This window comes from Paenibacillus sp. NMA1017 (assembly GCF_058895805.1).
In genome coordinates, this window is record NZ_JBZXYR010000002.1 from 419,140 (window position 1) to 441,758 (window position 22,619).

18 protein-coding genes and 1 other annotated feature (1 of these 19 running past the window's edge) are annotated in these 22,619 nt (G+C 46.6%); of the genes, 6 read left to right on the forward strand and 12 right to left on the reverse strand.

Annotated features, from left to right (window positions below; all coding sequences use genetic code 11):
• Positions 1 to 218: a binding site (T-box leader), on the reverse strand; it reaches 48 nt to the left of the window's first position.
• Between the two features lie 135 nt (positions 219 to 353).
• Complete coding sequence (locus AC5ELV_RS06955) at positions 354 to 3,377, forward strand: transglycosylase domain-containing protein (RefSeq protein ID WP_493429620.1); 3,024 nt, start codon at positions 354 to 356, stop codon at positions 3,375 to 3,377.
• 123 nt (positions 3,378 to 3,500) lie between these two features.
• Here AC5ELV_RS06955 and acsA read toward each other — a convergent pair whose 3' ends face one another.
• Positions 3,501 to 5,216: an acetate--CoA ligase gene (gene acsA, locus AC5ELV_RS06960; protein WP_493429621.1), complete on the reverse strand. Its 1,716-nt coding sequence runs from the start codon at positions 5,214 to 5,216 to the stop codon at positions 3,501 to 3,503.
• Positions 5,217 to 5,455: 239 nt separating this feature from the next.
• Here acsA and AC5ELV_RS06965 point away from each other — a divergent pair, with 239 nt between their 5' ends.
• Positions 5,456 to 6,088: a GNAT family N-acetyltransferase gene (locus AC5ELV_RS06965; RefSeq protein WP_493429622.1), complete on the forward strand. Its 633-nt coding sequence runs from the start codon at positions 5,456 to 5,458 to the stop codon at positions 6,086 to 6,088.
• A 12-nt stretch (positions 6,089 to 6,100) separates the two neighbouring features.
• Here the strand turns inward: AC5ELV_RS06965 and AC5ELV_RS06970 are convergent, their stop codons facing one another.
• From AC5ELV_RS06970 to AC5ELV_RS06985, 4 genes are all read right to left on the reverse strand, one after another.
• Complete coding sequence (locus AC5ELV_RS06970) at positions 6,101 to 6,799, reverse strand: 5'-methylthioadenosine/adenosylhomocysteine nucleosidase (protein WP_493429623.1); 699 nt, start codon at positions 6,797 to 6,799, stop codon at positions 6,101 to 6,103.
• Positions 6,800 to 6,913: 114 nt separating this feature from the next.
• Positions 6,914 to 7,921, reverse strand: coding sequence for a catabolite control protein A (gene ccpA / locus AC5ELV_RS06975; protein ID WP_029517652.1), 1,008 nt, complete (start codon positions 7,919 to 7,921; stop codon positions 6,914 to 6,916).
• 107 nt (positions 7,922 to 8,028) lie between these two features.
• The gene (gene ytxJ, locus AC5ELV_RS06980) at positions 8,029 to 8,370 is read right to left on the reverse strand and encodes a bacillithiol system redox-active protein YtxJ (RefSeq protein WP_493429624.1); all 342 of its coding nucleotides are present in this window, start codon (positions 8,368 to 8,370) and stop codon (positions 8,029 to 8,031) included.
• A gap of 101 nt (positions 8,371 to 8,471) precedes the next feature.
• The gene (locus AC5ELV_RS06985; protein ID WP_493429625.1) at positions 8,472 to 8,918 is read right to left on the reverse strand and encodes a hypothetical protein; all 447 of its coding nucleotides are present in this window, start codon (positions 8,916 to 8,918) and stop codon (positions 8,472 to 8,474) included.
• A gap of 338 nt (positions 8,919 to 9,256) precedes the next feature.
• On the opposite strand from AC5ELV_RS06985, the gene AC5ELV_RS06990 reads away from it, so the two are divergent.
• Positions 9,257 to 9,787: a type 1 glutamine amidotransferase domain-containing protein gene (locus tag AC5ELV_RS06990; protein ID WP_250239420.1), complete on the forward strand. Its 531-nt coding sequence runs from the start codon at positions 9,257 to 9,259 to the stop codon at positions 9,785 to 9,787.
• 180 nt (positions 9,788 to 9,967) lie between these two features.
• On the opposite strand, the gene ptsP is transcribed toward AC5ELV_RS06990, so the two are convergent.
• The 4 genes from ptsP to aroA all read right to left on the reverse strand — a co-directional run bounded on the left by ptsP (position 9,968) and on the right by aroA (position 15,658).
• The gene (ptsP, locus tag AC5ELV_RS06995; RefSeq protein ID WP_493429626.1) at positions 9,968 to 11,713 is read right to left on the reverse strand and encodes a phosphoenolpyruvate--protein phosphotransferase; all 1,746 of its coding nucleotides are present in this window, start codon (positions 11,711 to 11,713) and stop codon (positions 9,968 to 9,970) included.
• On the reverse strand, positions 11,710 to 13,593 hold the full coding sequence (locus AC5ELV_RS07000; protein WP_023989337.1) for a glucose PTS transporter subunit IIA: 1,884 nt from the start codon (positions 13,591 to 13,593) through the stop codon (positions 11,710 to 11,712). Before AC5ELV_RS07000 ends, ptsP begins: the two co-directional genes overlap by 4 nt.
• A 304-nt stretch (positions 13,594 to 13,897) precedes the next feature.
• Positions 13,898 to 14,332 carry a CoA-binding protein gene (locus AC5ELV_RS07005; RefSeq protein WP_493429627.1) on the reverse strand — a complete coding sequence of 145 codons (435 nt, stop codon included), beginning with the start codon at positions 14,330 to 14,332 and terminating at the stop codon, positions 13,898 to 13,900.
• 33 nt (positions 14,333 to 14,365) lie between these two features.
• Entirely contained in the window at positions 14,366 to 15,658 is a 1,293-nt protein-coding gene (gene aroA / locus AC5ELV_RS07010) for a 3-phosphoshikimate 1-carboxyvinyltransferase (RefSeq protein WP_493429628.1), read from the reverse strand.
• A gap of 270 nt (positions 15,659 to 15,928) precedes the next feature.
• On the opposite strand from aroA, the gene AC5ELV_RS07015 reads away from it, so the two are divergent.
• Positions 15,929 to 16,234, forward strand: a complete 306-nt coding sequence (locus AC5ELV_RS07015; protein WP_190297554.1) for a rhodanese-like domain-containing protein — start codon at positions 15,929 to 15,931, stop codon at positions 16,232 to 16,234.
• A 245-nt stretch (positions 16,235 to 16,479) separates the two neighbouring features.
• Here the strand turns inward: AC5ELV_RS07015 and gnd are convergent, their stop codons facing one another.
• Entirely contained in the window at positions 16,480 to 17,886 is a 1,407-nt protein-coding gene (gene gnd / locus AC5ELV_RS07020; RefSeq protein WP_013310934.1) for an NADP-dependent phosphogluconate dehydrogenase, read from the reverse strand.
• Positions 17,887 to 18,059: 173 nt separating this feature from the next.
• Positions 18,060 to 18,659: a YkzI domain-containing protein gene (locus AC5ELV_RS07025; protein WP_190297555.1), complete on the reverse strand. Its 600-nt coding sequence runs from the start codon at positions 18,657 to 18,659 to the stop codon at positions 18,060 to 18,062.
• Between the two features lie 279 nt (positions 18,660 to 18,938).
• Here AC5ELV_RS07025 and AC5ELV_RS07030 point away from each other — a divergent pair, with 279 nt between their 5' ends.
• The gene (locus tag AC5ELV_RS07030; RefSeq protein ID WP_493429629.1) at positions 18,939 to 19,571 is read left to right on the forward strand and encodes a YktB family protein; all 633 of its coding nucleotides are present in this window, start codon (positions 18,939 to 18,941) and stop codon (positions 19,569 to 19,571) included.
• A gap of 41 nt (positions 19,572 to 19,612) precedes the next feature.
• Here the strand turns inward: AC5ELV_RS07030 and AC5ELV_RS07035 are convergent, their stop codons facing one another.
• The gene (locus AC5ELV_RS07035; protein ID WP_493429630.1) at positions 19,613 to 20,899 is read right to left on the reverse strand and encodes an MFS transporter; all 1,287 of its coding nucleotides are present in this window, start codon (positions 20,897 to 20,899) and stop codon (positions 19,613 to 19,615) included.
• Between the two features lie 187 nt (positions 20,900 to 21,086).
• Between AC5ELV_RS07035 and AC5ELV_RS07040 the strand changes: the two genes are divergently transcribed.
• Positions 21,087 to 22,562, forward strand: coding sequence for an aminotransferase class I/II-fold pyridoxal phosphate-dependent enzyme (locus AC5ELV_RS07040; protein WP_493429631.1), 1,476 nt, complete (start codon positions 21,087 to 21,089; stop codon positions 22,560 to 22,562).
• The last annotated feature ends 57 nt before the right edge of the window (positions 22,563 to 22,619 follow it).

Genomic DNA, 22,619 nt, shown 5'->3' on the forward strand with positions numbered 1-22,619 from the left:
CGCATGTCAAAGACGGACATTTCTTTCACTTCATTCCTATAACGGGCCTACACCCGGTACCGGATTACTACGTTAGCTTCGCAAACCTGCAAAGTTTTCCATTCATCCAGACAGCTCCAGACGGTAATTCAAAGGAGGGACGCTACCGATTTACACCACCCATCGGCTCTCTGCACAACGTGATTCCGCCTTCTACTGAAGTCTTTCTCAGCTTTTCACGATATTTACTTTGACCTATTTATAACACATTGCTTTTATGTAGTCAACGACACCAAAAGACAGGCTTTTTAGCATATGGGTTCATTTTGTAATTTTATGCTATAATAATGGCTGTTATAAAGGAGGAAGACTTAATGGTTGAAGAAAAAAACAATGTATCAGAGCCAAAGCCTTCCCGCTTGCGGATAACCATGCGAAGGCTCGGCCGTGTCATAAAGTGGGTCGTCATCATCGGTTTTATGGGGGCACTATTTGCAGGAGGGGCCGCCGCCGGCTATGTTGCTTCTATTGTAAAAAGCGAACCCGTGCGTTCCAGATCCATGATCCTACAGGAAGTAGATAAGAATGCAATTACAGGCTTCGCTTATTTCAATGACGGCTCTCCCATCGGACAACTCCGGACAGAAGAAGATCGAAGACCTGTCACGTTTAAGGAGATTCCACAACTCGTCATTGACGCAGTCATTGCCATTGAAGATAATCATTTTTACGAGCATAAAGGTGTCGATCTGTCGGGAACGCTGCGTGCTGTGAAGCAAAAGGCGCTGCATGAATCCGTACAAACCGGGGGGAGCACCCTCACCCAGCAGCTCGCGCGTCGTGTCTTTCTAAATCTCGATCGCACGGATGACCGCAAGGTCAAAGAAATTTTGCTGTCTCTGCGCCTTGAGCGCTTCCTGAGCAAGCAACAAATTATTACGGCCTATCTCAATAAAGTACCTTTTGGTAACGGTTCAAGCGGTTACAACGTCTTTGGCATTAAAGCCGCGGCCAAAGGTATTTTTAATGAGAATGATCTGAACGAGATTAATGTAGCCCAGGCCGCCTATCTGGCAGGTTTGCCACAGCTTCCTTCTTCTTATTCTGCTTACAACGGTAAGGGCGAGTTTAATGAAGCTGGTTTTAAAAGAGCCATCAACCGCCAGCACCTGGTGCTCAGTCGAATGCTGGAGGAGAACAAAATCAATAAAGCACAGTATGATGAAGCGATGGCTTTTGATATCAAAAAATCTCTCTCACCACGCACTGTTAAAGCTTATAACACCTATCCATATCTTATGATGGAAACAGAACGACAGGCTGCGCAGGCACTCATGTCTGTCACCAATCCGGGTCAAGCAGCTAATGCCAGTGCAGATACCAAAACCAAGGACGATAACGATTTACTCAAAGAAGCAGAACAGCAGCTTCGCACAGGCGGTTATATGGTGTACACCACCATTGATAAGAGCGTATACAAATCTATGCGTCAAGTTGCAGAAAATAAAAACAACTTCTCTGCCACTAGTAAAACCAAGGGTGACGAACAAGCAGCAGCTATTCTGATTCAGCATAAAACAGGCGCCATTCTAGGAATGATGGAAGGTCGGGACTTCCAAAAGGAGCAGATGAATTATGCCACCCAGATGGTTCGTCAGCCGGGTTCGGCAATGAAACCGATTGCTGCCTATCTCCCTGCATTGGACAGCGGTCTTGTGCAGCCTGGTAGTATCGTGGATGATGCCCCTATTATTTTGAAAGATGGCAGTAATGGGTATCACATTCCGAAAAATTCTAACAACCGCTATCAAGGATTGGTCACGGCGCGTTATGCACTGAATCAATCGCTCAATACGATAGCACTCAAGCTGTTTAACGAAAAAGTAGGGATCAGCAAAGCCTGGGCTTTTGCCAAGAAGCTGGGCATCACCACCTTGGAATCCAGTGATAACAACGCCCAAACGGGTGTACTTGGCGGCTTGGCCCACGGGGTGACCGTCGAGGAGCTCACGAATGCATATGGAGCCATTCCAAATGGCGGTGTGTTTAATGACGCCTATATGATCGAAAAGATTGTGGATTCGCAAGGCAATATTGTATATAAGCATCAGGCTAATCCTGTGCAGGCCTTCTCACCTCAAACCGCCTACCTGATGACAGATATGTTGCGTACCGCCGTGTCAGAAGGCACTGGCAGACTGGTGAAGCGGAACTTTGATCAATCAGGCAAGATTCCGATTGCCGGCAAGACAGGCACTACGCAATCCTACACTGATGTTTGGTTCGAGGGCTTTACGCCTGACGTCACGCTGGGTGTATGGGTTGGTTACAAGCAACCTGTCAATAAGCTTGAAACGAAAGTCCAAAAAGAGCGGGCTCGTCGCCTGTGGGCTCTAATCATGAATGAAGTAACAGCTCAAGATGCTCAACTGTTCCAAACGGACAGTTTCAATAGACCTGACGGCATTGTAAGCCGTACAGCATCCGCGTATGGTTCGGACATTTATAACAGCAAGTATCCACCTAAAAACAGTGAAAATGGTGTGACCCGTGCGAAATATATTACCTACCAAGGTGTGAATTATATTCCACGCGATGGTACACCGGATGATATGTTGTATGAACGGACCGTTAGGAAACGGGAAAAGCCAATCTCAGAATTGATTAAAGAGCTTCAGCAAGCCTTTAAGGTGATGAGACGACATAATTCGTTGTCCTACTATCTGCCTCAGGATGCAGATAAGGAAGCTCCTACTCAGATTGATCCACGCAAGGACGATGGAGCAGCTCCTAGCGCTCCATCCAGCGTCAACGTAAGCTATAGTGACGGTAAAGCCATAATCAGCTTTAGCCCAAGCGGAAACAGCGACGTCGTAGGATACCGTCTGTATCGTTCTACAGATGGGGGTAGCTTCCAACGACTTGGCAAGGTCGTTATGGCTGACGGCTCCAAGGTGTTCTCTGACAGCCCTGGGGGCAGCAGCTCCAGCTACTACGTGACCGCCGTTGATGTAGGCGGCCATGAGTCCGGCCCAAGCACGAAAGCAAGCGCAGCACCTGTGGTACCACCTGCAGATTCTGAGTCTCCAGCCGTTCCGGGCGAAGGAGATGGAACAGGTGCGCAGCCTACTGAGGTTCCTACTGCCCCTGGACAGCCTCAAGCTAAAGCCGCTGGCTCGTCCGTAGCGCTCCAATGGAGCGCAGGTAAGTCGGCGGACGCCATTACAGGCTATAACGTGTATTACAGTGAAAGCGGTGCGGAGCCTTTTACAAACATAGGCTCTACCGCATCTACCAGCTTTGAATATAAGTCGGGGAAAAAGCCAAAAGGCTGGTTTCGTGTCACTTCCATGAATGCCATAGGGGAATCGGCTCCTTCCGGAGCCGTCCGTCCATAACTGAAGACAAAAGCAGAAAGTGATAGGTTGGGTGAAGGTGAGGTTCACCCTAACAAAAAGGGAATCCCCTTAGCCATTAAGGCTTTGGAGACTCCCTTTTTTAATTCTAATATGCACAGCACTTCAATCCTCTATGGTAGATAAGTCACCTGTAGGAAGGTTAAGCTCCCAGGCTTTCAACACGCGTCTCATAATTTTACCGGAACGGGTTTTGGGTAACTTTTCCTTAAATTCAATTTCGCGTGGAGCAGCATGAGCAGACAGCCCTTCCTTAACGAAGCGATAGATGTCCTGCTGTAAAGCTTCAGACGGTGCATAGCCTTCACGCAGTGCAACAAAAGCTTTGATAATCTCTCCCCGCACGGTATCTGGTTTTCCAATGACTCCGGCTTCCGCTACAGCAGGATGCTCCAGAAGCTTGCTCTCCACCTCAAAAGGGCCGATTCGCTCCCCAGAGGAGTTAATGACATCATCAATCCTACCCTGAAACCAGAAATATCCGTCCTCATCCATGTAAGCTGAATCACCCGATACATACCAACCGGGAAAACGGAAATATTCCTGAAACTTGTTCGGATTGTTCCATATACGATTCATCATGGATGGCCATGGTGTACGGATCGCCAAGTGACCCATCCGGTTAGGAGGCAACACCTGCCCTCTGTCGTCCAAAATAGCAGCTTGAATACCTGGGAGTGGCTTACCCATCGAACCCGGTTTAATCGGCAGCTCAGGGTAATTACAGATCAACTGTGCTCCTGTTTCCGTCATCCACCAAGTATCATGAATGCGCTGTGTATACACTTGCCATCCCCATCGCACCACTTCGGGATTCAGCGGTTCCCCAACGGATAATACATGCCGCAGACTACTGAGATCATATTTGGAAACAACCTGCTCCCCTGCGCTCATCAGCATCCGAAACGCTGTAGGAGCACTATACCATATGGTCACTTCGTGACGCTCAATCGTGCGGTACCAGTCTTCCGGGCTGAAACGCCCCCCACGAATGACATTCGTCGCTCCATTTAGCCATGGAGCAAACATACCGTATGACGTTCCCGTGACCCAGCCAGGATCAGCAGTACACCAATACACATCATCTTCCCGCAAATCCAGCACCATTTTGCCAGTATAGTAGTGTTGAATCATTGCATTTTGAACATGATACACGCCTTTGGGCTTACCTGTTGAGCCTGATGTATAGTGAATAATTAATCCATCTTCACGATTCAACCATTCTGGCTCAAGTTCCTCTGAGGACGTAAGCATTTCTGTCTCGAAATCGATAATTCCCTGCTCGCGTTCATCCATATCGCCAACCACAAAAATATGTCGCAGTTCAGGAAGCTCCTCACGTTTTACCCGTGACAGAAGCGCAGGTGTGGTCACTAATGCCACCGCCCCACTATCCTCTAATCGATCCTTAACCGCAGTTTCCATAAACGCCTCAAACAATGGACCGACAACAGCCCCTACCTTTAGAACGCCAAGTAAACTAATAACCAGTTCGGGTGAACGCGGCATGAAAATAAATACCCGCTCCCCTTTACCAATACCGTATTTGCGCAGCACATTTCCGAATCTGTTAGAGCTAGCACGAAGCTGAGAGAAGGTGTAGGTTTCATGACGGTTTGCGTCACAATACAATAGTGCTGCTTTCTCACCTCGTCCTTCCTGTACATGTCGATCAATGGCTTCATGTGCCATATTTACCTTGCCTGTTTCATACCACGTAAAATGACGCTCTGCATCTTCCCACTGAAAGTTGTTGTAAGCTTGTTCATACGGGCCCATGTTGGATGTGGGAACTACAGTCTGGAGTTCTTCAATCTTCATCCGTTCAGCCTCCTCACAATGGATTAATGAGAAACACACAGAACAAGATAACGCTTACAAAATCAATAAAGCAGATGGAACCTTTTGGTTTACTGATTGATTTAAATTGTGAACATTTTATGTCTAAAACAGTATATCATAGGTCAGGATGTGACGACCATCCTTTTCATTTAATTGTTTTTTTGCTATAAGTATGGGATATGAGGAACGAGCTCATGGCGAACAAGGAGGGCGTACGCATGCAGCATTTAAAACTGTACCACTTGGACATGCTGGATCATAACGGACAAACAATCTATGTAGAAGGCCCCGTATCCGCGGATCAACTGCGTTCATTTCAAATGCACAAGCAATTAGATGCCTTTCGCAAACCAAAGGAGCAATTCGACGCATTGGTGGATATTTCGGAACTGCCAGAAGGCAGAATTATCATTGCCCATAACGGGGAAACCCTTTTGGGATATGTTACTTTTCATTACCCAGATGAGATGGAGCGCTGGTCGGAAGCTGGCATGAAGGATTTACTGGAACTTGGAGCTGTTGAGGTAGCCGATGACTATCGTGGTCTGGGCCTGGGTAGCCGAATGATTCGGATTGCCTTTGAGGACGGACAGCTTGAATCCTATATTATTTTTACGACCGAATACTATTGGCATTGGGATTTAAAAGGCAGCGGTCTCTCCGTATGGGAATACCGCCGCATGATGGAACGTCTGATGAAAACTGTAGATATGGTCTGGTACGCCACGGATGATCCTGAAATATGCTCACATCCTGCTAACTGTCTGATGGTACGAATGGGAAAGGATGTGCCCCTCGCATCACAAGAGCAGTTTGACCATATCCGATTTGTCCGAAGATTCATGTATTAAAAAATTATACCATTAGCCCAAATGCTTGAGCATGAACTCCACAATACGATGCGAACGCTGTGAAGCTTCTACCGTAAATTCAGCATAATTCACGTGGGCCGATCCATCAGCCTTATCTGACATAGATCGTAGGACAACATAAGGCACAGCGTTCATATGAGCTGTCTGAGCCACAGCTGCACCCTCCATTTCGGTACAAGCGCCGTCCATTTCCTGATGCAATGCAGTCACTAACTCACGATTTGCAACAAATTGATCGCCAGAAAGTACCTTGCCGACAATATACCGATCGCCAAACGATTTGCAGGCTTGCTCAGCTAGACTTACAAGCTCGGGATCAGCCCCAAACTCTGAGGTGTCCTGATAAGGAATGACCCCTCTGGCATAACCCAAAGGCGTTACATCCATATCATGCTGCATACATGTTGATGAGATGACAATATCCCCAATGTTTAAATCAGGATGAACCGCCCCTGCCACTCCCGTGAATATAATCTGTTCTACACCAAAATGATCAATCAGGATTTGTGTTGTTACCGCAGCATTAACCTTGCCTACACCGGATTTACAGACGACGACTCTTTGCCCGTGAATGATTCCTGTAGTGTAAGTGATTCCAGCCTTGACCGTCTTACTCGCTTCCGTCATCGCTGCCAGCAGCAATTCAATTTCTTCATCCATAGCACCCATTAATCCATAAAGTCGACTCATTACGCATCCCTCTATTCTTGGTTTGATGATGATGTCCATAAGAAGCTTTATATCCGCGAAAAAAGCTCCATTAAAGGAGCTTTCATCGAAGGTATATCCTATTCAGCACTGCGTCTAGTCTAAATAATTAACTGACAACCGCAAAATAGTTTCATGCGGCAAAATAACGCGAGGGTTCTCCACGTTTTCCTTTTTCATCAGCTTGGTCAGCAAACGCATCGCTACGGCACCCAAATCGTACATCGGTTGCGCGACGGTTGTCAGCTGAGGACGAACCATAGAGGCCATACGAATATTGTCAACACTGATTACCGAAAAATCATCAGGAACTTTCAATCCCTCATCCTGAATACTATGGATCGCACCAATTGCCATTTCATCCGTTGCAGCAAAAATCGCACTTGGCTTCTTCTTCAGGCCGAGAAAATATTTCATTGCTTCGACACCGGATTCATAACGGTAGTTCCCGATTCGCACGAGATCCTCCTGATAATCAATTCCGGCTGCTTCCAATGCTCTCTTGTAACCTTGGAAACGTGCATACCCGTTTGCAGGGTCTTGAAGCGTACCACTGATCATGGCGATTTGACGGTGTCCATGGCGGATCAACGTGTTTACTGCATCAAAAGCAGCGGCTTCATGGTCAATATCGACCGAAGGATAGCTTCCTTTTTCATCACTCGTTGCACACAGAACGATAGGGACCGCAGCTGTATGGAACGCCTGAATATGCTCGTCCGTTACTGTACCACCCATGAACAGAAGACCATCCACTTGCTTTTCAAGCAATGTGTTGATGACACGAATCTCTTTTTCTTTTCGCTTGTCGGCATTACACAAAATAATATTATAGTGATACATATTCGCTATATCCTCAATACCGCGCGCAATTTCTGCAAAAATTGAGTTCGATATATCCGGTATAACCACGCCGACGGTCGTTGTCTTCTTGCTGGCCAGACCCCTAGCGACCGCATTTGGACGATATCCCAATTGTTCAATCGCTTCGTACACTTTCTTGCGGGTCTGAGGTTTCACATTAGGATTATTGTTAACTACGCGGGACACTGTAGCCATTGAGACACCAGCTTCGCGAGCTACATCATAGATCGTTACCGTCACATTCCTTCTCTCCATTGCCAATAAATTTTCAACCGAATCCTAGATCAACTAATTAGAACCATGATACGACAAAATACTACTTTATGCAACGACAGCACACATTCTATCTATGTGAGATGATCGTGGAGTGCACGGGCTGTAATATTCGAATGGGATGTATGCCAAACAGCCTCTCCGCCCTTGATTAGAATGGCCTGCGGGGATTCATGCTTCACCAGAAGCCTGTCCGCGGTTTCATTGGACACCGGCCGATCTTCTACTACATAAATGATACCGTATTCAATATTTTCGTTGGGAGCGCCATGCAAATAGGACTCCACTTCCTGATATGCGCCTGCACTTATCGGACAACGTGTGCTATGCTTAAAGAGAAGCAACGGCTTGTCTGATGACGCTTCCAGAGCCGTATTTAATTGTTGAACAGTAGTCATTTTTGTCATCGTCGCCATTGGATATACATTCCTTTCTGTGTCTTGTCGTATGGCCTATTCTCATCGTAACAAAAAGAACATGTAAAATCCAATGGTGACCATGAAAATTTTCATATTTTTTAGTTTTTTGTATTCGTAAATACCGAATGACTGGTAAAACCGGATAATTGAACCAATCTTTTCTCTATATCATTCATCCAATCTTCGTCTCCCAGACTTCTCGCATAGCGATAAAGATCCAGTAAGAGATTAATTCGAAGCTCCATCCGCTCCTCCAAAGCAGATTGCCAATCCACATTGGGATTGTCCGCTTCCTCCAGTACAAGCTTGCGAATGATTTCTGCCAGTTCATTGTTCCGAGCAAAAGATATTCTCCGTACCGTAGGTCTGCTCCCTAGACTTTGTAATAGTGCCTTAATGTCCTTCGTCACATGTTGCAGAACCTCACTGGAAAAGCATGACGAGCAGGAGAATACGGGGACGTGCAAAATTTCAACCTTGCCCGCATAGATTACCTTTCGCAGTTCCAGTCCCATCGGTTTGCCACATTGGCATTGCTTATGCATTTAACCACCTCATTACGTAGGATCAAACTATACGAGGATCTCATCAGAATCCAAATATATCTATCTACTAGTCTAATAAATATTTGTTAACTCCATTAAATCTATCATACCTTGTTTTATTTCGACTTTGGGACCTCAAATCCTTCCACAGATTGCAGCTATGAACAAATTACCAAAGCTTTGGCTGGTCAGAAAATGACGACAATTGCTGTCAAAGAGCAGATTACTAACATAAGAATCTACGAAGGAATGGACTTCGGGCGTTCTTTTTCTTAAGATGTAAAAGTACAGATTACAAAACAGAGGTGTCATCATGTGACGCACGAAAGGATGGTTGGATGTCAAGACTTGCCGGAAAAAAGGTCATCGCCCTAGTTGATGAGGAATTCGAGGATCTGGAGCTGTGGTATCCGATTTACCGTGTTCGTGAAGAAGGCGCAGAAGTGCATTTAGCCGGTGCGGAAAAGGGTAAAAAATATATTGGAAAATATGGCGTACCTGCTGAAGCGGAATATGCCTTTGAGGAATTGAATAGCAGTGATTATGACGGGATTCTTGTCCCTGGCGGATGGGCACCTGATAAACTGCGGCGCTATCCCAAGGTAATTCAACTCGTACAGGAGTTTCATGCTGCTCATAAACCGATTGGACAAATCTGTCATGCAGGCTGGGTACTGATCTCTGCTAAAATTTTGGATGGTGTTACGGTAACCTCCACACCAGGTATTCGTGATGATATGGAAAATGCAGGAGCTATTTGGAAGGATGAGGCCGTTGTGACGGACGGACATATTGTATCTGCTCGTCGGCCGCCTGATCTTCCACCTTACGGAAAAGCATTCTGCGATTTGTTAGCAGATAACACCTGAATTTTCCGTAATCACAACAGGCTATTAACAAGATAAAAAAAAGAACCTTCAAAACCATGAATTAAGTGGTTTTGAAGGTTCTTTTTCGTCCAAATCATGCTACGCCATTAAGGTTTGCTACGACAAGCCTAACAGTACGGAGTTCTGGCTCCTCCTGAAGGTGTATGCGGACATTACATATTACTGCCGTCCAGGCCCGGCCGGAGTGCAGCTGACATTAGCTGCAGTCAGCTTGTCTTCGATCGCTGCACCAGTGGACATGCCAAAGCAAACCTGGGCGACCGTCGTTGCCTCAGATGCAGTCGTATTCAGCACACGATGCTTGACCCGCAATAAAGATTGGGGGGACATGCTGAGCTGATGTATCCCCAGTTCCAGCCAAAGCGGAACTGATCGTTCATCTCCAGCCATCTCACCACATACACTCACATCAATTCCTGCTTGATGTGCCGCTTGTGCAGTCATGCGCAGCATTCGAAGTACAGCTGGATGGTATGGATGGTACATATGTGCAATCTGCTCATTCATACGGTCTACAGCCAGCACATACTGAACCAGATCATTCGTTCCGATACTAAAAAAATCTGTTTCAGCTGCCAATAGATCAGCGATCATCGCTGCAGCCGGTACCTCAATCATAATACCTCGCTGAATGTTCGGATTATAGGCAAGCCCTCTTGCATCCAAATCCGCCATAGCCTCCTTCAAGAGAGCATCTGCCTGGCGGACTTCCTCCACCGATGAGATCATCGGATACATTACCTTGATATTCCCCGTTGCACTGGCTCGCAAAATTGCAGTCAACTGGGTTTTAAACAATTCCTTCCAGTCCAGACTGATCCGTATAGCACGGTAACCTAGAAAAGGATTTTCTTCCTCTGGTAGTTGAAGATAGTCCAACGGCTTATCTCCACCGATATCCAAGGTCCGGATGACTACGGAGTGGTTCACTGCCTTTTCTGCTATCAGCCGATATACTTCATACTGTTCCTCTTCATCTGGAGCAGATTTGCGATCCATGTATAAAAATTCCGTGCGGAACAGTCCCACACCCTGAGCGCCATGCTTCAAGGCTGCCTCCAGCTCTTTAATTGAACTAATATTAGCCGCCAGCCTCAGGGTGGTTCCATCCTTGGTTACGGCATCTACAGAAGCAAGTACCTGAAGCTGCTCTTTTCTGCGTCGCTGCTCGTCGCGCAAAATTTTATAATGATCCGTTACCGTTTTTTCAGGATTCACATAAACTTTGCCCAGGTCTCCGTCCACAACCATCATGTCTCCCGTTTGAACGGGCAAATTCAGATTGCTCTCCAGTCCTGAAACGAGTGGAATACCAAGTGCGCGGGCCATGATCGCAGAATGCGATGTTTTACCACCATTCATAGTTACAATCCCTAAAACATAGCTAGGATTCAAGTGTGCCGATTGGGAGGGTGAGAGCTCCTTGGCTACCAGAATATAAGGCTGTGTGTCCTTGGGAAGAGTCACTTCAGGTGCACCCAACAAATGCTTGAGCAGTCGGTTCCCCACATCTTTGATATCGATTGCCCGCTCCTTCATATATTCATCATCCAGTAAATCAAACATTGTCACAAAATGATCAATGGCTTCCTTCACGGCCACCTCGGCCGCCTTGTACTGACGCTCAATAATTCCACGAATTTCATTCATGAATTCCGGATCTTCCAATATCGCAAGATGAGCATCAAAAATGCTGGATTCCTCCGGCCCCACCATCTCTCGAAACTCATCCTTAATAAACTGGATTTCACTTTTGGATGTGCGTATCCCTTCATACAACCGTTCAAATTCCTTTGCAAGATCTACCGCATCCATTTTTTGATCAGGTAAATCCCACTCCCAGCTCGGCAGGACAAATGCCTTCCCGATTGCCACACCTGCTGCGGCGCCGATGCCTTCTATCATGTTTCTACCCCTCCAACATTCCTGTCATGCAGCACAACGGACATTACCGAGGCCTGACCTTTTTTCACTGTTTTAAACGGAGCAAAGCTCCACGACTTGACGCGATCCGGATTCGTGATGACCATAGGAGTCACCAGCGATGGCGCTTGCTCTCGCAGCGCCTGCAAATCAAATTTGATCAGCAATTGCCCCGGTTCCACCGTATCGCCTGCTTCTACCATAGCAGTAAAATTCCCTTTTAGCTGTGAAGTATCAATCCCTATGTGGAGCAGAACCTCAAGTCCCTCTCGTGTGGAGATGCCTAAAGCGTGCATAGTCGGATACAAGTGCATCACAGTACCATACACTGGAGACACAAGTTCACCGCGTTCAGGAACAAAAGCAACACCGTCCCCGACCAGCTTCGTCGCAAAAATTTTGTCAGGCACTTCATGAATCGGTAGCATTTTTCCATGTACAGGAGCGTTGAACAAAATTTGAGGGAGATCACGCTCCATCAGCTTGGCGATTTCCTCACGAATCAGTTCTGAATACGTTCCGAATACAACCTGCAAATTACCCCCACCCAGATTGATAAGCCCGGCCGATCCCAAAGCCTTCATCGCTCCGGTATCAATCAGCCTGTCATTGTGGACGGTCAGCCGCAAACGTGTGATGCAGGCCTCTACCTGCACAATATTTTCCTTCCCGCCAAGTGCTTCCAAAATAAGCGGAGCACTATAAGGAATATTGCCGGCCCAATCCTCCAGAACCGAACCTTCCTCGCGCCCAGGAGTTGGAATACGAAACCGCCGGATAGCCCATCGAAACAGTACATAATACACAAGCCCGTACGCCACTCCCACTGGAATTAACAACCAGGCGTTATGTGAGAGATGAAAATTAAGGACATAATCTATAAAACCCGCCGAATAGGAAAATCCGTGATGAATATCCAGCTCAAAGGTAAGCCACATGGCCAGCCCAGACATAACCGCATGAACGAGGAACAAATAAGGTGCTGCGAACAAAAAGGCAAACTCAATCTGTTCGGACACTCCGGTAAAAAAGCAGACCAGCGCAGCCGTCAAAAATGTTTTTTGCACCTTTGGCTTCAAATCTTCACGCGCTTCCTGAATGATCGCCAGCGCAATGGCAGGGATCGCAAACATCATAATGGGGAACAACCCGGACATGAAATAGCCCGCTGTCGGATCGCCAGCAAAAAACCGGGGTAAATCTCCCTGCACAACGTTGCCAGACGGCGTTTTATATGTACCCAATTGAAACCAAAAAATATTATTAAGCAGATGGTGCAGACCAAAGGCCGCCAGCAACCGGTATAGAATACCGTAGATAAACAGTCCAAAGCCGCCCAAGCTCGATTCCAGACCTACTATAAATTGCAGCCCTCTCTGTATGAGTGGGGCAATAATTAGCATGAGTCCTGCAAACACAGCCGAGAAGAGGCCAATAAGCAGTAGAACAAATCGGGTACCTCCAAAAAATTGAAGCACCTCAGGCAATTTGATGCTTTTGAAGCGATTATAGGCCACCCCTGAAATGACCCCCAAAATGATACCAATGAGCGTCGCCGGTTGAATGAGTCCGTTTCCAAATCTCAATGTGACCTGATCGTATATAGCCATACCAGCCAATGCTGCCAATCCCGCCTGACCTGCCTGATTCGACATACCTAGGGCAACACCAACCGCAAATAAATATGGCAAAAAATAAAAAATCCCGTGTCCCGCCGCATTTGCCATATCAGACACCATAGGGAATCCCCATGTGGACCAAGGAAGGCTGCCGAGACTTAGCAATATTGCAGCGGCTGGTAGCACCATCGTCGGGAGCATGACAGCACGACCGAGCTGTTGTAAGGATCCGAGCCAATTCATGGCATTCCTCTCCTTTCTATCCCTGATGGTAAGCCGAATAAATACTTTTGTCAAAGCAATGATTCCATCTGCCAAAATATTTATTTACGCTACTACAGGTCAAAAACTTTATCATCACAACAGATAACACTAGGAATCCGTTTAGAGCAATTTCATCATCAAGGCATACATACATTATATGGATTCCTGAAAGTATAATATACTGTACCATATTCCTCATTTCGCACCAAAAACCTTCAACCCTGTGAAGCAAGGGAAGAAGGTTTTTATTCATCTGCGTATAGTACAGATCACTGATCCATGTTTATCCTTTACGTACAGCCTGAGTCACTGAGTCCTCCACCTTAATGCAACGATCCATAATAACCGTCATTCCATGCTCCTGCGCAATGTCAGCGGCTTCCTGGCTTATAATTCCCTGTTGAAGCCACAAAATCTTAGCTCCAATAGCAGTTGCTTCACGCGCAACCTCTGCACAGTATTCACTGCGGCGGAATACATTGACCAGCTCCACAGGCTCAGGTACTTCAGCAAGACTGGCATAGCAAGTCTCCCCAAGAATCGTTTGCCCTGCCGCCGCAGGGTTAACCGGAATAATCCGATATCCCCGCTTTTGCATGGCATAAGAAACCATGTATGAGGTGCGGTCCGATTTATCAGACAAACCAACAACCGCAATATTGCCTACTTGTTCCAAAATGGTTTTAATCTCTTCTCTCGACGGATTTTCAAAAGCCATCCTGTTCCCTCCTATTCGTATCTTCGTTTGCTTTTATTTTACCCATTCTACTGAAGCACCAAGCGTCGTTAGATGATCAAAATACTGTGGATACGATTTGGCAACATGATGTGCATCCTTGATCACTAACGGCTTCTGTGCGCGCAAACCTACAATCGTCAAGGCCATAATAACACGGTGATCAAAATGCGCGTTAATTTCCACGCCACCTTCGACACCCTCCGGTCTGCCATGTACGATAATTTCCGTTTGGCGTTCTTCTACCCGAGCCCCAGCCTTGGTCAGCTCATTCAAATAATCGGTAATGCGGTCACATTCCTTATAGCGTAAATTCTCCACGTTATAAAAACGGGACGTGCCTTCAGCAAATACAGCCGCAGCCACCATTGCGAGCACAGCGTCTGTTGCAGCATCACCGTCAAACTCGACAGCTTTCAATCGGCTATTGCCCTTCACAACGACGGTATCGTTCTCATGTGTCAGTGGCACTTCCATCATGCGCAGCACATCTACGATAGCACGTTCTCCCTGTTTGCTCTGCTCTTTAAGACGATGGATGGTAACATCGGAATTCGTTACTGCAGCCGCCGCCAGCACCGCTGCACTCCCTGGATAGTCACCCTGAACAGTATACGTACGTGGCTGATAGGATTGCCGCCCCGGGACACGAAAAGACATGTAATCATCGCTTGCATGAATGATGATACCAGCCTCTTGCAATACCTCCAGGGTCTGCCCAATGACCACTTTGGATTTCAAATCATGAAGCACTTCGATTTCACTGTCTTCCTCCAGTAAAGGCGTAAGGAATAGCAGGGCGCTCAAATATTGTGAGCTAACCGAGCCGGACACCTGAATTTTACCGCCTTTCGCCTGACCACCCTGAATACGAATTGGCAACTTACCTTCACGATGATCTACTTTCACACCCAATTGCCCCAGTGCATCGATTAGATCATCATGTGGCCTCTTGCCCAATGAGTCGGGATAGGTATTAACAAATGTAACATCCGGACATAGAGATGCAATACCCATCAAAAAACGGAGCACCGCTCCTGCGTTTCCCACATTCAATTCCTTCACAGCTTGAGGATGGCTACCAAAACCTGTAATAACTATTTTTTCATCATCCTCTTCCAGTACTGCACCCAGATCGGCGATACAACGACGCATAGCATCACTGTCTTCACTGTGGGCTGGATAATAAATGGTACTTTGTCCCTCAGCAAGTGCCGCAGTGAGCAGATAACGAGTAGTGTAGTTTTTGGAGGACAGGGCCCCAATCTCTCCTTGCAAGGAAGGGGTAGGTCTAACGATAACATCCATAATGTACATGCTCCTTTTCAGTTCAAACCATCCTATTTTACGTTAATTATACAAGTTGTAGCATTCATTTCTCCACCCAAAAAATAAGAAATATTAATCTAGGTCGCCCGAGTTTAATCCCGTCGGTTAATTAATCTATACCTGCCTTCAGGATTAAGCCGATTGACAGCCTAGAGCTAGCTTAGCTATCATACATAGAGTGTGTGTGATATTTTGCACACGTAAAAACATACGTAGCACCCAATTATATATCAGAAAAGAGGTCCGGCCATGACGCAAATCGCCCTGATTGAACCTTCTGAGTTGCGCGCACGCCTGCAAGCAGGAGAGCAATTGCAATTAATCGACGTCCGCGAAGCGGAAGAAGTAGCGGAAGGCATGATTGAAGGTGCCAAGCACATTCCGCTCGGACAGCTTCCGGGTCGTCTTGAAGAAATTGAACGCACCGATGAAATTATTTTTATTTGCCGGAGCGGTTATCGCAGTGAACGAGCCTGCGAATATCTACAGCAGCTAGGTTATGAAGGCTGTACTAACATGACCGGCGGCATGCTGCAATGGTCACAAGAGCAATAAAAAACCTACTTAACAAAAGAGACGGGAACTTCCCGTCTCTTTTGTTTCAACTCAAAGCTTAGACGCGGTAATGCATTAAAATATTCTGTCCCTATCATACCATAGCGTCAAAAGGTTACACAATCTCTACTACCATAGAATGATACCCATAATTAAAAATTAAAAAACGGAAGCCTCTTCTACCCATAGGGCAAAAAAGCTTCCGTTGTATTACATAATGCTATTCATGCATATCCGTACATTCATTAGAACCATTGATGATGGAATACGCCTTCTTTATCCACACGTTTGAACGTATGGGCACCGAAGTAGTCACGTTGTGCTTGCAGCAGATTTGCTGGCAAACGCTCAGTGCGGTAGCTGTCATAGTATGCAAGCGCGCTAGAGAAGCCAGGCACTGGAATACCTTGGGATACAGCCACAGAAATCACTTGACGCCATGCATCTTGATACGTTTCAACTACATTTTTGAAGTAAGAATCCAACAACAGGTTTTTCAAGGCAGGATCGCGGTCATATGCATCTTTAATGTTTTGCAGGAATTGCGAGCGGATAATGCAACCGCCGCGGAAAATCATAGCGATTTTTCCGTATTTCAAATCCCAATCATATTCATCGGAAGCTGCACGCATTTGAGCGAAACCTTGAGCATAGGACACAATTTTACTTGCAAACAGTGCTTTACGTACGCTTTCGATAAATTCTTTTTTGTCGCCGCTGAAGGACTCAGCATTAGGACCGCTCAGCACTTTGCTTGCCGCAATGCGCTCGTCTTTCATAGCAGACAAGAAACGGGAGAATACGGATTCGGTAATCATGGACAATGGCACACCCAGATCCAAAGCGCTTTGGCTTGTCCATTTACCTGTACCTTTTTGACCAGCAGCATCCAAGATAACGTCTACCATTGGCTTGCCTGTTTCAGCATCGTATTGAGAGAAGATGTCAGCTGTAATTTCGATCAGGTAGCTGTCCAGTTCCCCTTTATTCCATTCCGTGAAGATTTCATGAAGCTCTTCCGCATTCACGTTCAGGACTGATTTTAACAGGTGATACGCTTCACCGATCAATTGCATGTCGCCGTACTCAATACCGTTATGCACCATTTTTACATAGTGACCAGCACCGTCGGGACCGATATATGTACAGCATGGGTCGCCTTCCACTTTAGCAGAGATTGCCGTTAGAATCGGCTCTACCAGTTTATAGGCACTTTCTTGTCCACCCGGCATGATGGCAGGACCATTCAAGGCACCTTCTTCACCACCGGATACGCCTGTACCAATAAAGCGAAGTCCTTTTTCCTCCAGCTCCTTGCTGCGGCGCTGTGTATCAGGGAAGTAGGCATTGCCTCCGTCTATAATAATGTCGCCCTTGTCCAGATGAGGCACAAGCTGTTCAATCGTGGCATCTGTTGCTTTACCAGCTTGAACCATGATCAGGATTTTACGGGGTGATTCCAATGAGTTCACAAATTCTTCAATGGAGAAAGTACCCGTCAGTTTTTTACCTTCTGCTTCTTTGATAAGATCGTGCGTTTTTTCTGGAGAGCGATTAAAAACCGAGACAGTGAAGCCTCTGCTCTCAATATTAAGGGCTAAATTCTTACCCATTACCGCCAGGCCGATCACACCAATTTGCTGTTTTGCCATCTGGTTCCTCATCCTTTGCAACATATTTTGTCTTCTATATCGCCGCTTTACCGCATTACACTTTATGTGCATCGGAACACGTGCACTTCTATTTTAACGTTTTTGGTGTAAGAAGTGAACCCCTGTCTATTCACAGATCAAAACACCCCATTTGCATGAGGTGTTCAGATGTACTACGCTTCCATCATCAGCAGTTGGTGGGATAGCGTTTGCAGGCGTTCATGGCAATTCCCGATTTTAGCCTTATCTCCGTCTGTCATCGCTGTGAACAGCTTCTCCAATTCATCGTCCACTTCCATTTTGAGCAGCAGTAGCCGGGTTTCCCCTTCATTGGAAGCGTACATATCCTCCATCTCCTGTGCTGACAGCACCGGTCCTTTCTGATAAATGACACGCTGCTTAAAGCCAGTAACCTCGACCAGACGAATGACCTCACCGAATAAAATATTTTCTACTAAAATATGATGATCCTTAACTCTTTTGACAATGGCATGACCTCGGGTGCTTCCAATCAGCTTCTCCAACCACTCAGCCAGCTTGGCATCGCGGATTACATAATCTCCAGCCAACTTGTAGTGTCCCGTACGCAGCTGTTGAAAACGGAGCTTCACCAGCTTGCGCCCGGTTCTCACCGACAAAACCAGGTACGACTCATCCTCGCTCCAGTACAGCGAATACCCTTCCGATATCAAATCCTTGATCAGATTATGGATATGCCGACGGCTAAACCGGAGCTCTAGATTGCAATATTCTACCTCACAGCCCTTGTTCACGGCATTCCCTCCTTTTTCAAGTCCGATTCAAGAAGTCCGGCTACAGCAAGCCTGCGGCTTTCCCGCTTGATCTTCCCTTGCTCTATTTTATACTTCATTTTATGTAAGGGTACTTGGTTATTTGACCTATTTTTATGAGTAACAGCGAACAATCCTACTTTTGCCTTATATGCTTGTTTCAAACCTGGCCTAAAGTCGGCCAAGCCCGGCGGCATTATGCTATAATTGGACATATTACGCCACACGTTATGGCTTAACCCAGTTACAGGAGGAAAAGGAATGACATTTAGTGGATTTACTGCAAAGGACTTCGATGTTTTTGAAATACCGGGGTTGGAGCCTCGTATGGAAGTGCTGATTCAGCAGGTTCGGCCCAAGCTGGAAGCGATTGGAGAGGAATTAGCTCCATTTCTAACGGACTTATGTGGGGAGCCTATGCACGTTCACGTTGCCAAGCATGCACGACGCAAAGTCAATCCCCCCAAAGATACTTGGGTTGCCTGGGCGGCAAACAAGCGCGGATACAAGGCGCTGCCGCATTTTGAGGTAGGTATGTTCGCTTCCCATCTTTTCGTCATCTTCGCAATTATTTATGAAAGCCCGAACAAAGCTACATTTGCCCAGGCGCTCGAAGCCAATCTGAGTGATGTGCGTTCTAACCTCCCGAATCATTTTTACTGGTCTATGGATCATATGGCTCCGGAAGGCACAGAACAACAACATATGGATAATCAAGATTTTCAAACGATCATCCATAAGCTGCAACAGGTAAAAAAAGCGGAGGTCATGTGTGGAATCCGTATTGAACGAGAAGATCCACTCGCCAGCGACGGGGCTGCATTATTACAGGCAGTGCGTTCTACCTTTGAGCATTTGCTGCCGCTGTACCGGATGTCTTTTCCGAAGGAATAGCTTCCGATAAATGCGGCCTTGTCCGCTTCTAAGAGCACCGTTCAAGCCTTAACGACGGTTTTTCTCCGTGGATTGCGCGCCAGAGCCAAGTGGCAGCCAAACATAAGCAGCATCACGACCCCACTGATGATAAATGGAGCTGTGTGTCCAGCACGGTCCCATAGCACTCCTGAAACGAGCGGGCCTATAACCATGCCGGAGCCTTGAAGTGTTAAAAAAAAGCCCCATACCGTTGCTCGCTCGCTTTCCGGAATCAGTCGGGCAAGAAACGTGTTCCATGCAGGCAAAATGAGCGCATATCCCAAACCAATAAGCGCTACGGATACAAACACCAGCGGAATAGATCGAACGATTGAGAAGAAAAACAGCGTAATTCCGGCTAGTAAAAATCCAATATGTAGAAAATACTCCGTTCCAAGTCGGTCGACCAACTTGCCGCAAGGAATCAGTGCCAGCACAGTCACCCCACCGCCTGCAATCAGGAGCATGCTGTACAGGTTCGGTGAAATCCCGAGGTCCGTCCGAGCGTATAGCGTCAGTACCGGGCTGATCAAACCGATAACAAAAGACTGCAAAAACAGCGCCGGGTAAATTAACGGATTGACGTTAAGCTTTGTTTTGAGCACGCCGATCGTCTCCTGGATTCCCCTCAGAACCCCCCGCTTCTGCTTTGTGTACCCATCAGACGATACTAGAGCGCTCTGTTCGAGGTCACCTTTGTCAGCAAACCTTTTCGGTCCTGGCAGCATGAGAGCAACCAACAACAATACAACACTGCATCCTATCAAAATCATGAACACCATGCCGTAAGAATGCCCATAGTGGGATATGGCGAAGTTCATAATGAGCGGACCCAATCCCGTTCCACCCATAGACGCAATTTCCAATGTGCCCATCGCCGCGCCATTGCTGTTATTAGGCCCGGACATTTCGGTCGTTCCGGTCATAACACAAGGCCAGAGCGGAGAAGTACCCAAACCGAGCAGCAGACACGCGACGACGAGCCACACGGGCTCTGTCAATACGCTCAGCATAATAATCGCTACAAGCGTAAACAACAACGCGGTCGACATCGTTCCACGGTAGCCGAGCCGTTCAGCCATCCAACCCGCCGGTGCCCGAAACGCATTGTCTCCAAAATACTGAAGCGAAAAGGCCAAACCAATAATCCCGGCCGACAAACCAAGCGTTTCTCCCATATATACCGGCAGGATGGATACCAGAAGAGATCCTTTCATAAATTCGACCAAAAATACCAAAACCCACAATTTAGTAAAAAAAGGAGTCCACAGCTGCGGCGAAGCTTTTTTTCGTCCTTTTTGCCCCATCTAATCCACATCCTCCACCTTCGTTTTTTGGCTATAAAGACCGCGTTCTCCGCCTACTTCACTCTTTCGCAAATAAATGCGCCCTCAATCGCTTGCATTCCTACTTCAAACTGCTATACTCAATTTTGTTCTATTATCACTTGCACAGGATTGTCGAAATCCTGCACGAAAGGTTGTGACAACACTAATGAATCAAAGCAACACCCCGCTTTTTACTGCTTTGAAAAAGCATGCTCAGAGCAACCCGGTTCAATTTCACATCCCAGGTCATAAAAAGGGAGTGGGAGCAGATTCGGAATTTCGCGAATTTATGGGGGATAATGCCTTTTCCATAGATATGATCAACATCGCTCCATTGGACGATCTGCATCAGCCATCAGGCGTAATCGAAGAAGCTCAAAAGCTTGCAGCAGAGGCCTTCGGAGCTGATTATACGTATTACAGTGTACAGGGGACAAGCGGAGCCATCATCACCATGATTATGTCCATTTGCTTGCCAGGTGATAAAATTATTGTACCCAGAAACGTACACAAATCTATAATGTCTGCCATTATATTTGCTGGTGCAAAACCAGTATTTATTTCTCCAGTCAGTGATGAGAATCTCGGTATTCACCACGGGGTTACAACCAAGTCCGTACGCCGGGCATTGGAACGCCACCCTGACGCCAAGGGCGTCCTTGTTATCAACCCGACATATTACGGTGTGTGCGCCGATTTGAAGGAAATTGTAGATCTCGCTCACAGCTATAATGTGCCGGTCCTGGTCGATGAGGCTCATGGAGTATTGATTCATTTTCACTCTGATCTACCGATGTCCGCCATGGAGGCGGGAGCAGACATGTCAGCTACAAGCGTTCACAAGCTGGGTGGTTCCTTGACTCAAAGCTCAATTTTGAATGTAAATACGAAAAACGGATTCGTGAATCCGCAGCGTGTACAAACGATTTTCAGTATGCTGACAACAACGTCGACTTCGTATATTCTGCTGGCTTCGTTGGACACATCCCGACGTAATCTGGCACTTAACGGTCATGAAATAGCACAACGTGCTCTGGAATTGGCTGAATATTGTCGTTCAGAGGTCAACAAGATCGAAGGGCTATATTGTTTTGGCAGCGAAATTCTCGGCACAGAAGCTACCTATGATTATGATCCAACCAAAATTACGGTTCATATCCGCCATTTGGGTCTTACCGGATACGACGTGGAAAATTGGCTGAGAGATCACTACAATATCGAGGTTGAGCTTAGCGATATGTACAATATTCTCTGTTTGGTGACCCCTGGTGATACCAAAGAGGAAATTGAAATTTTGTTGAAAGCTCTGCGTGAGCTGGCTTCTCTGCACTATTCCACAGGTCAGGAGCATGAGCTGGTTGTAAAGATACCGGATATCCCTCAGCTCTCCCTCATTCCAAGAGACGCTTTTTATGGAGATACGGAAATCGTGCCTTTCAAGGAATCTGCTGGCCGCATTATTGCAGAATTCATTTATGTGTATCCACCTGGTATTCCGATCTTACTGCCAGGAGAAGTTATTTCGCAGGATAATATTGATTATATTGTTGATCATGTAGAAGTAGGCCTGCCTGTTAAAGGACCTGAGGACCGAACAGTACATCAGGTGAAGGTTATCGTCGAAACTGACGCTATTTCATAATATTGATCTGACAACACATGCTAACAAAATATGTTGATAGTCAAGAAAAAAAGCCCC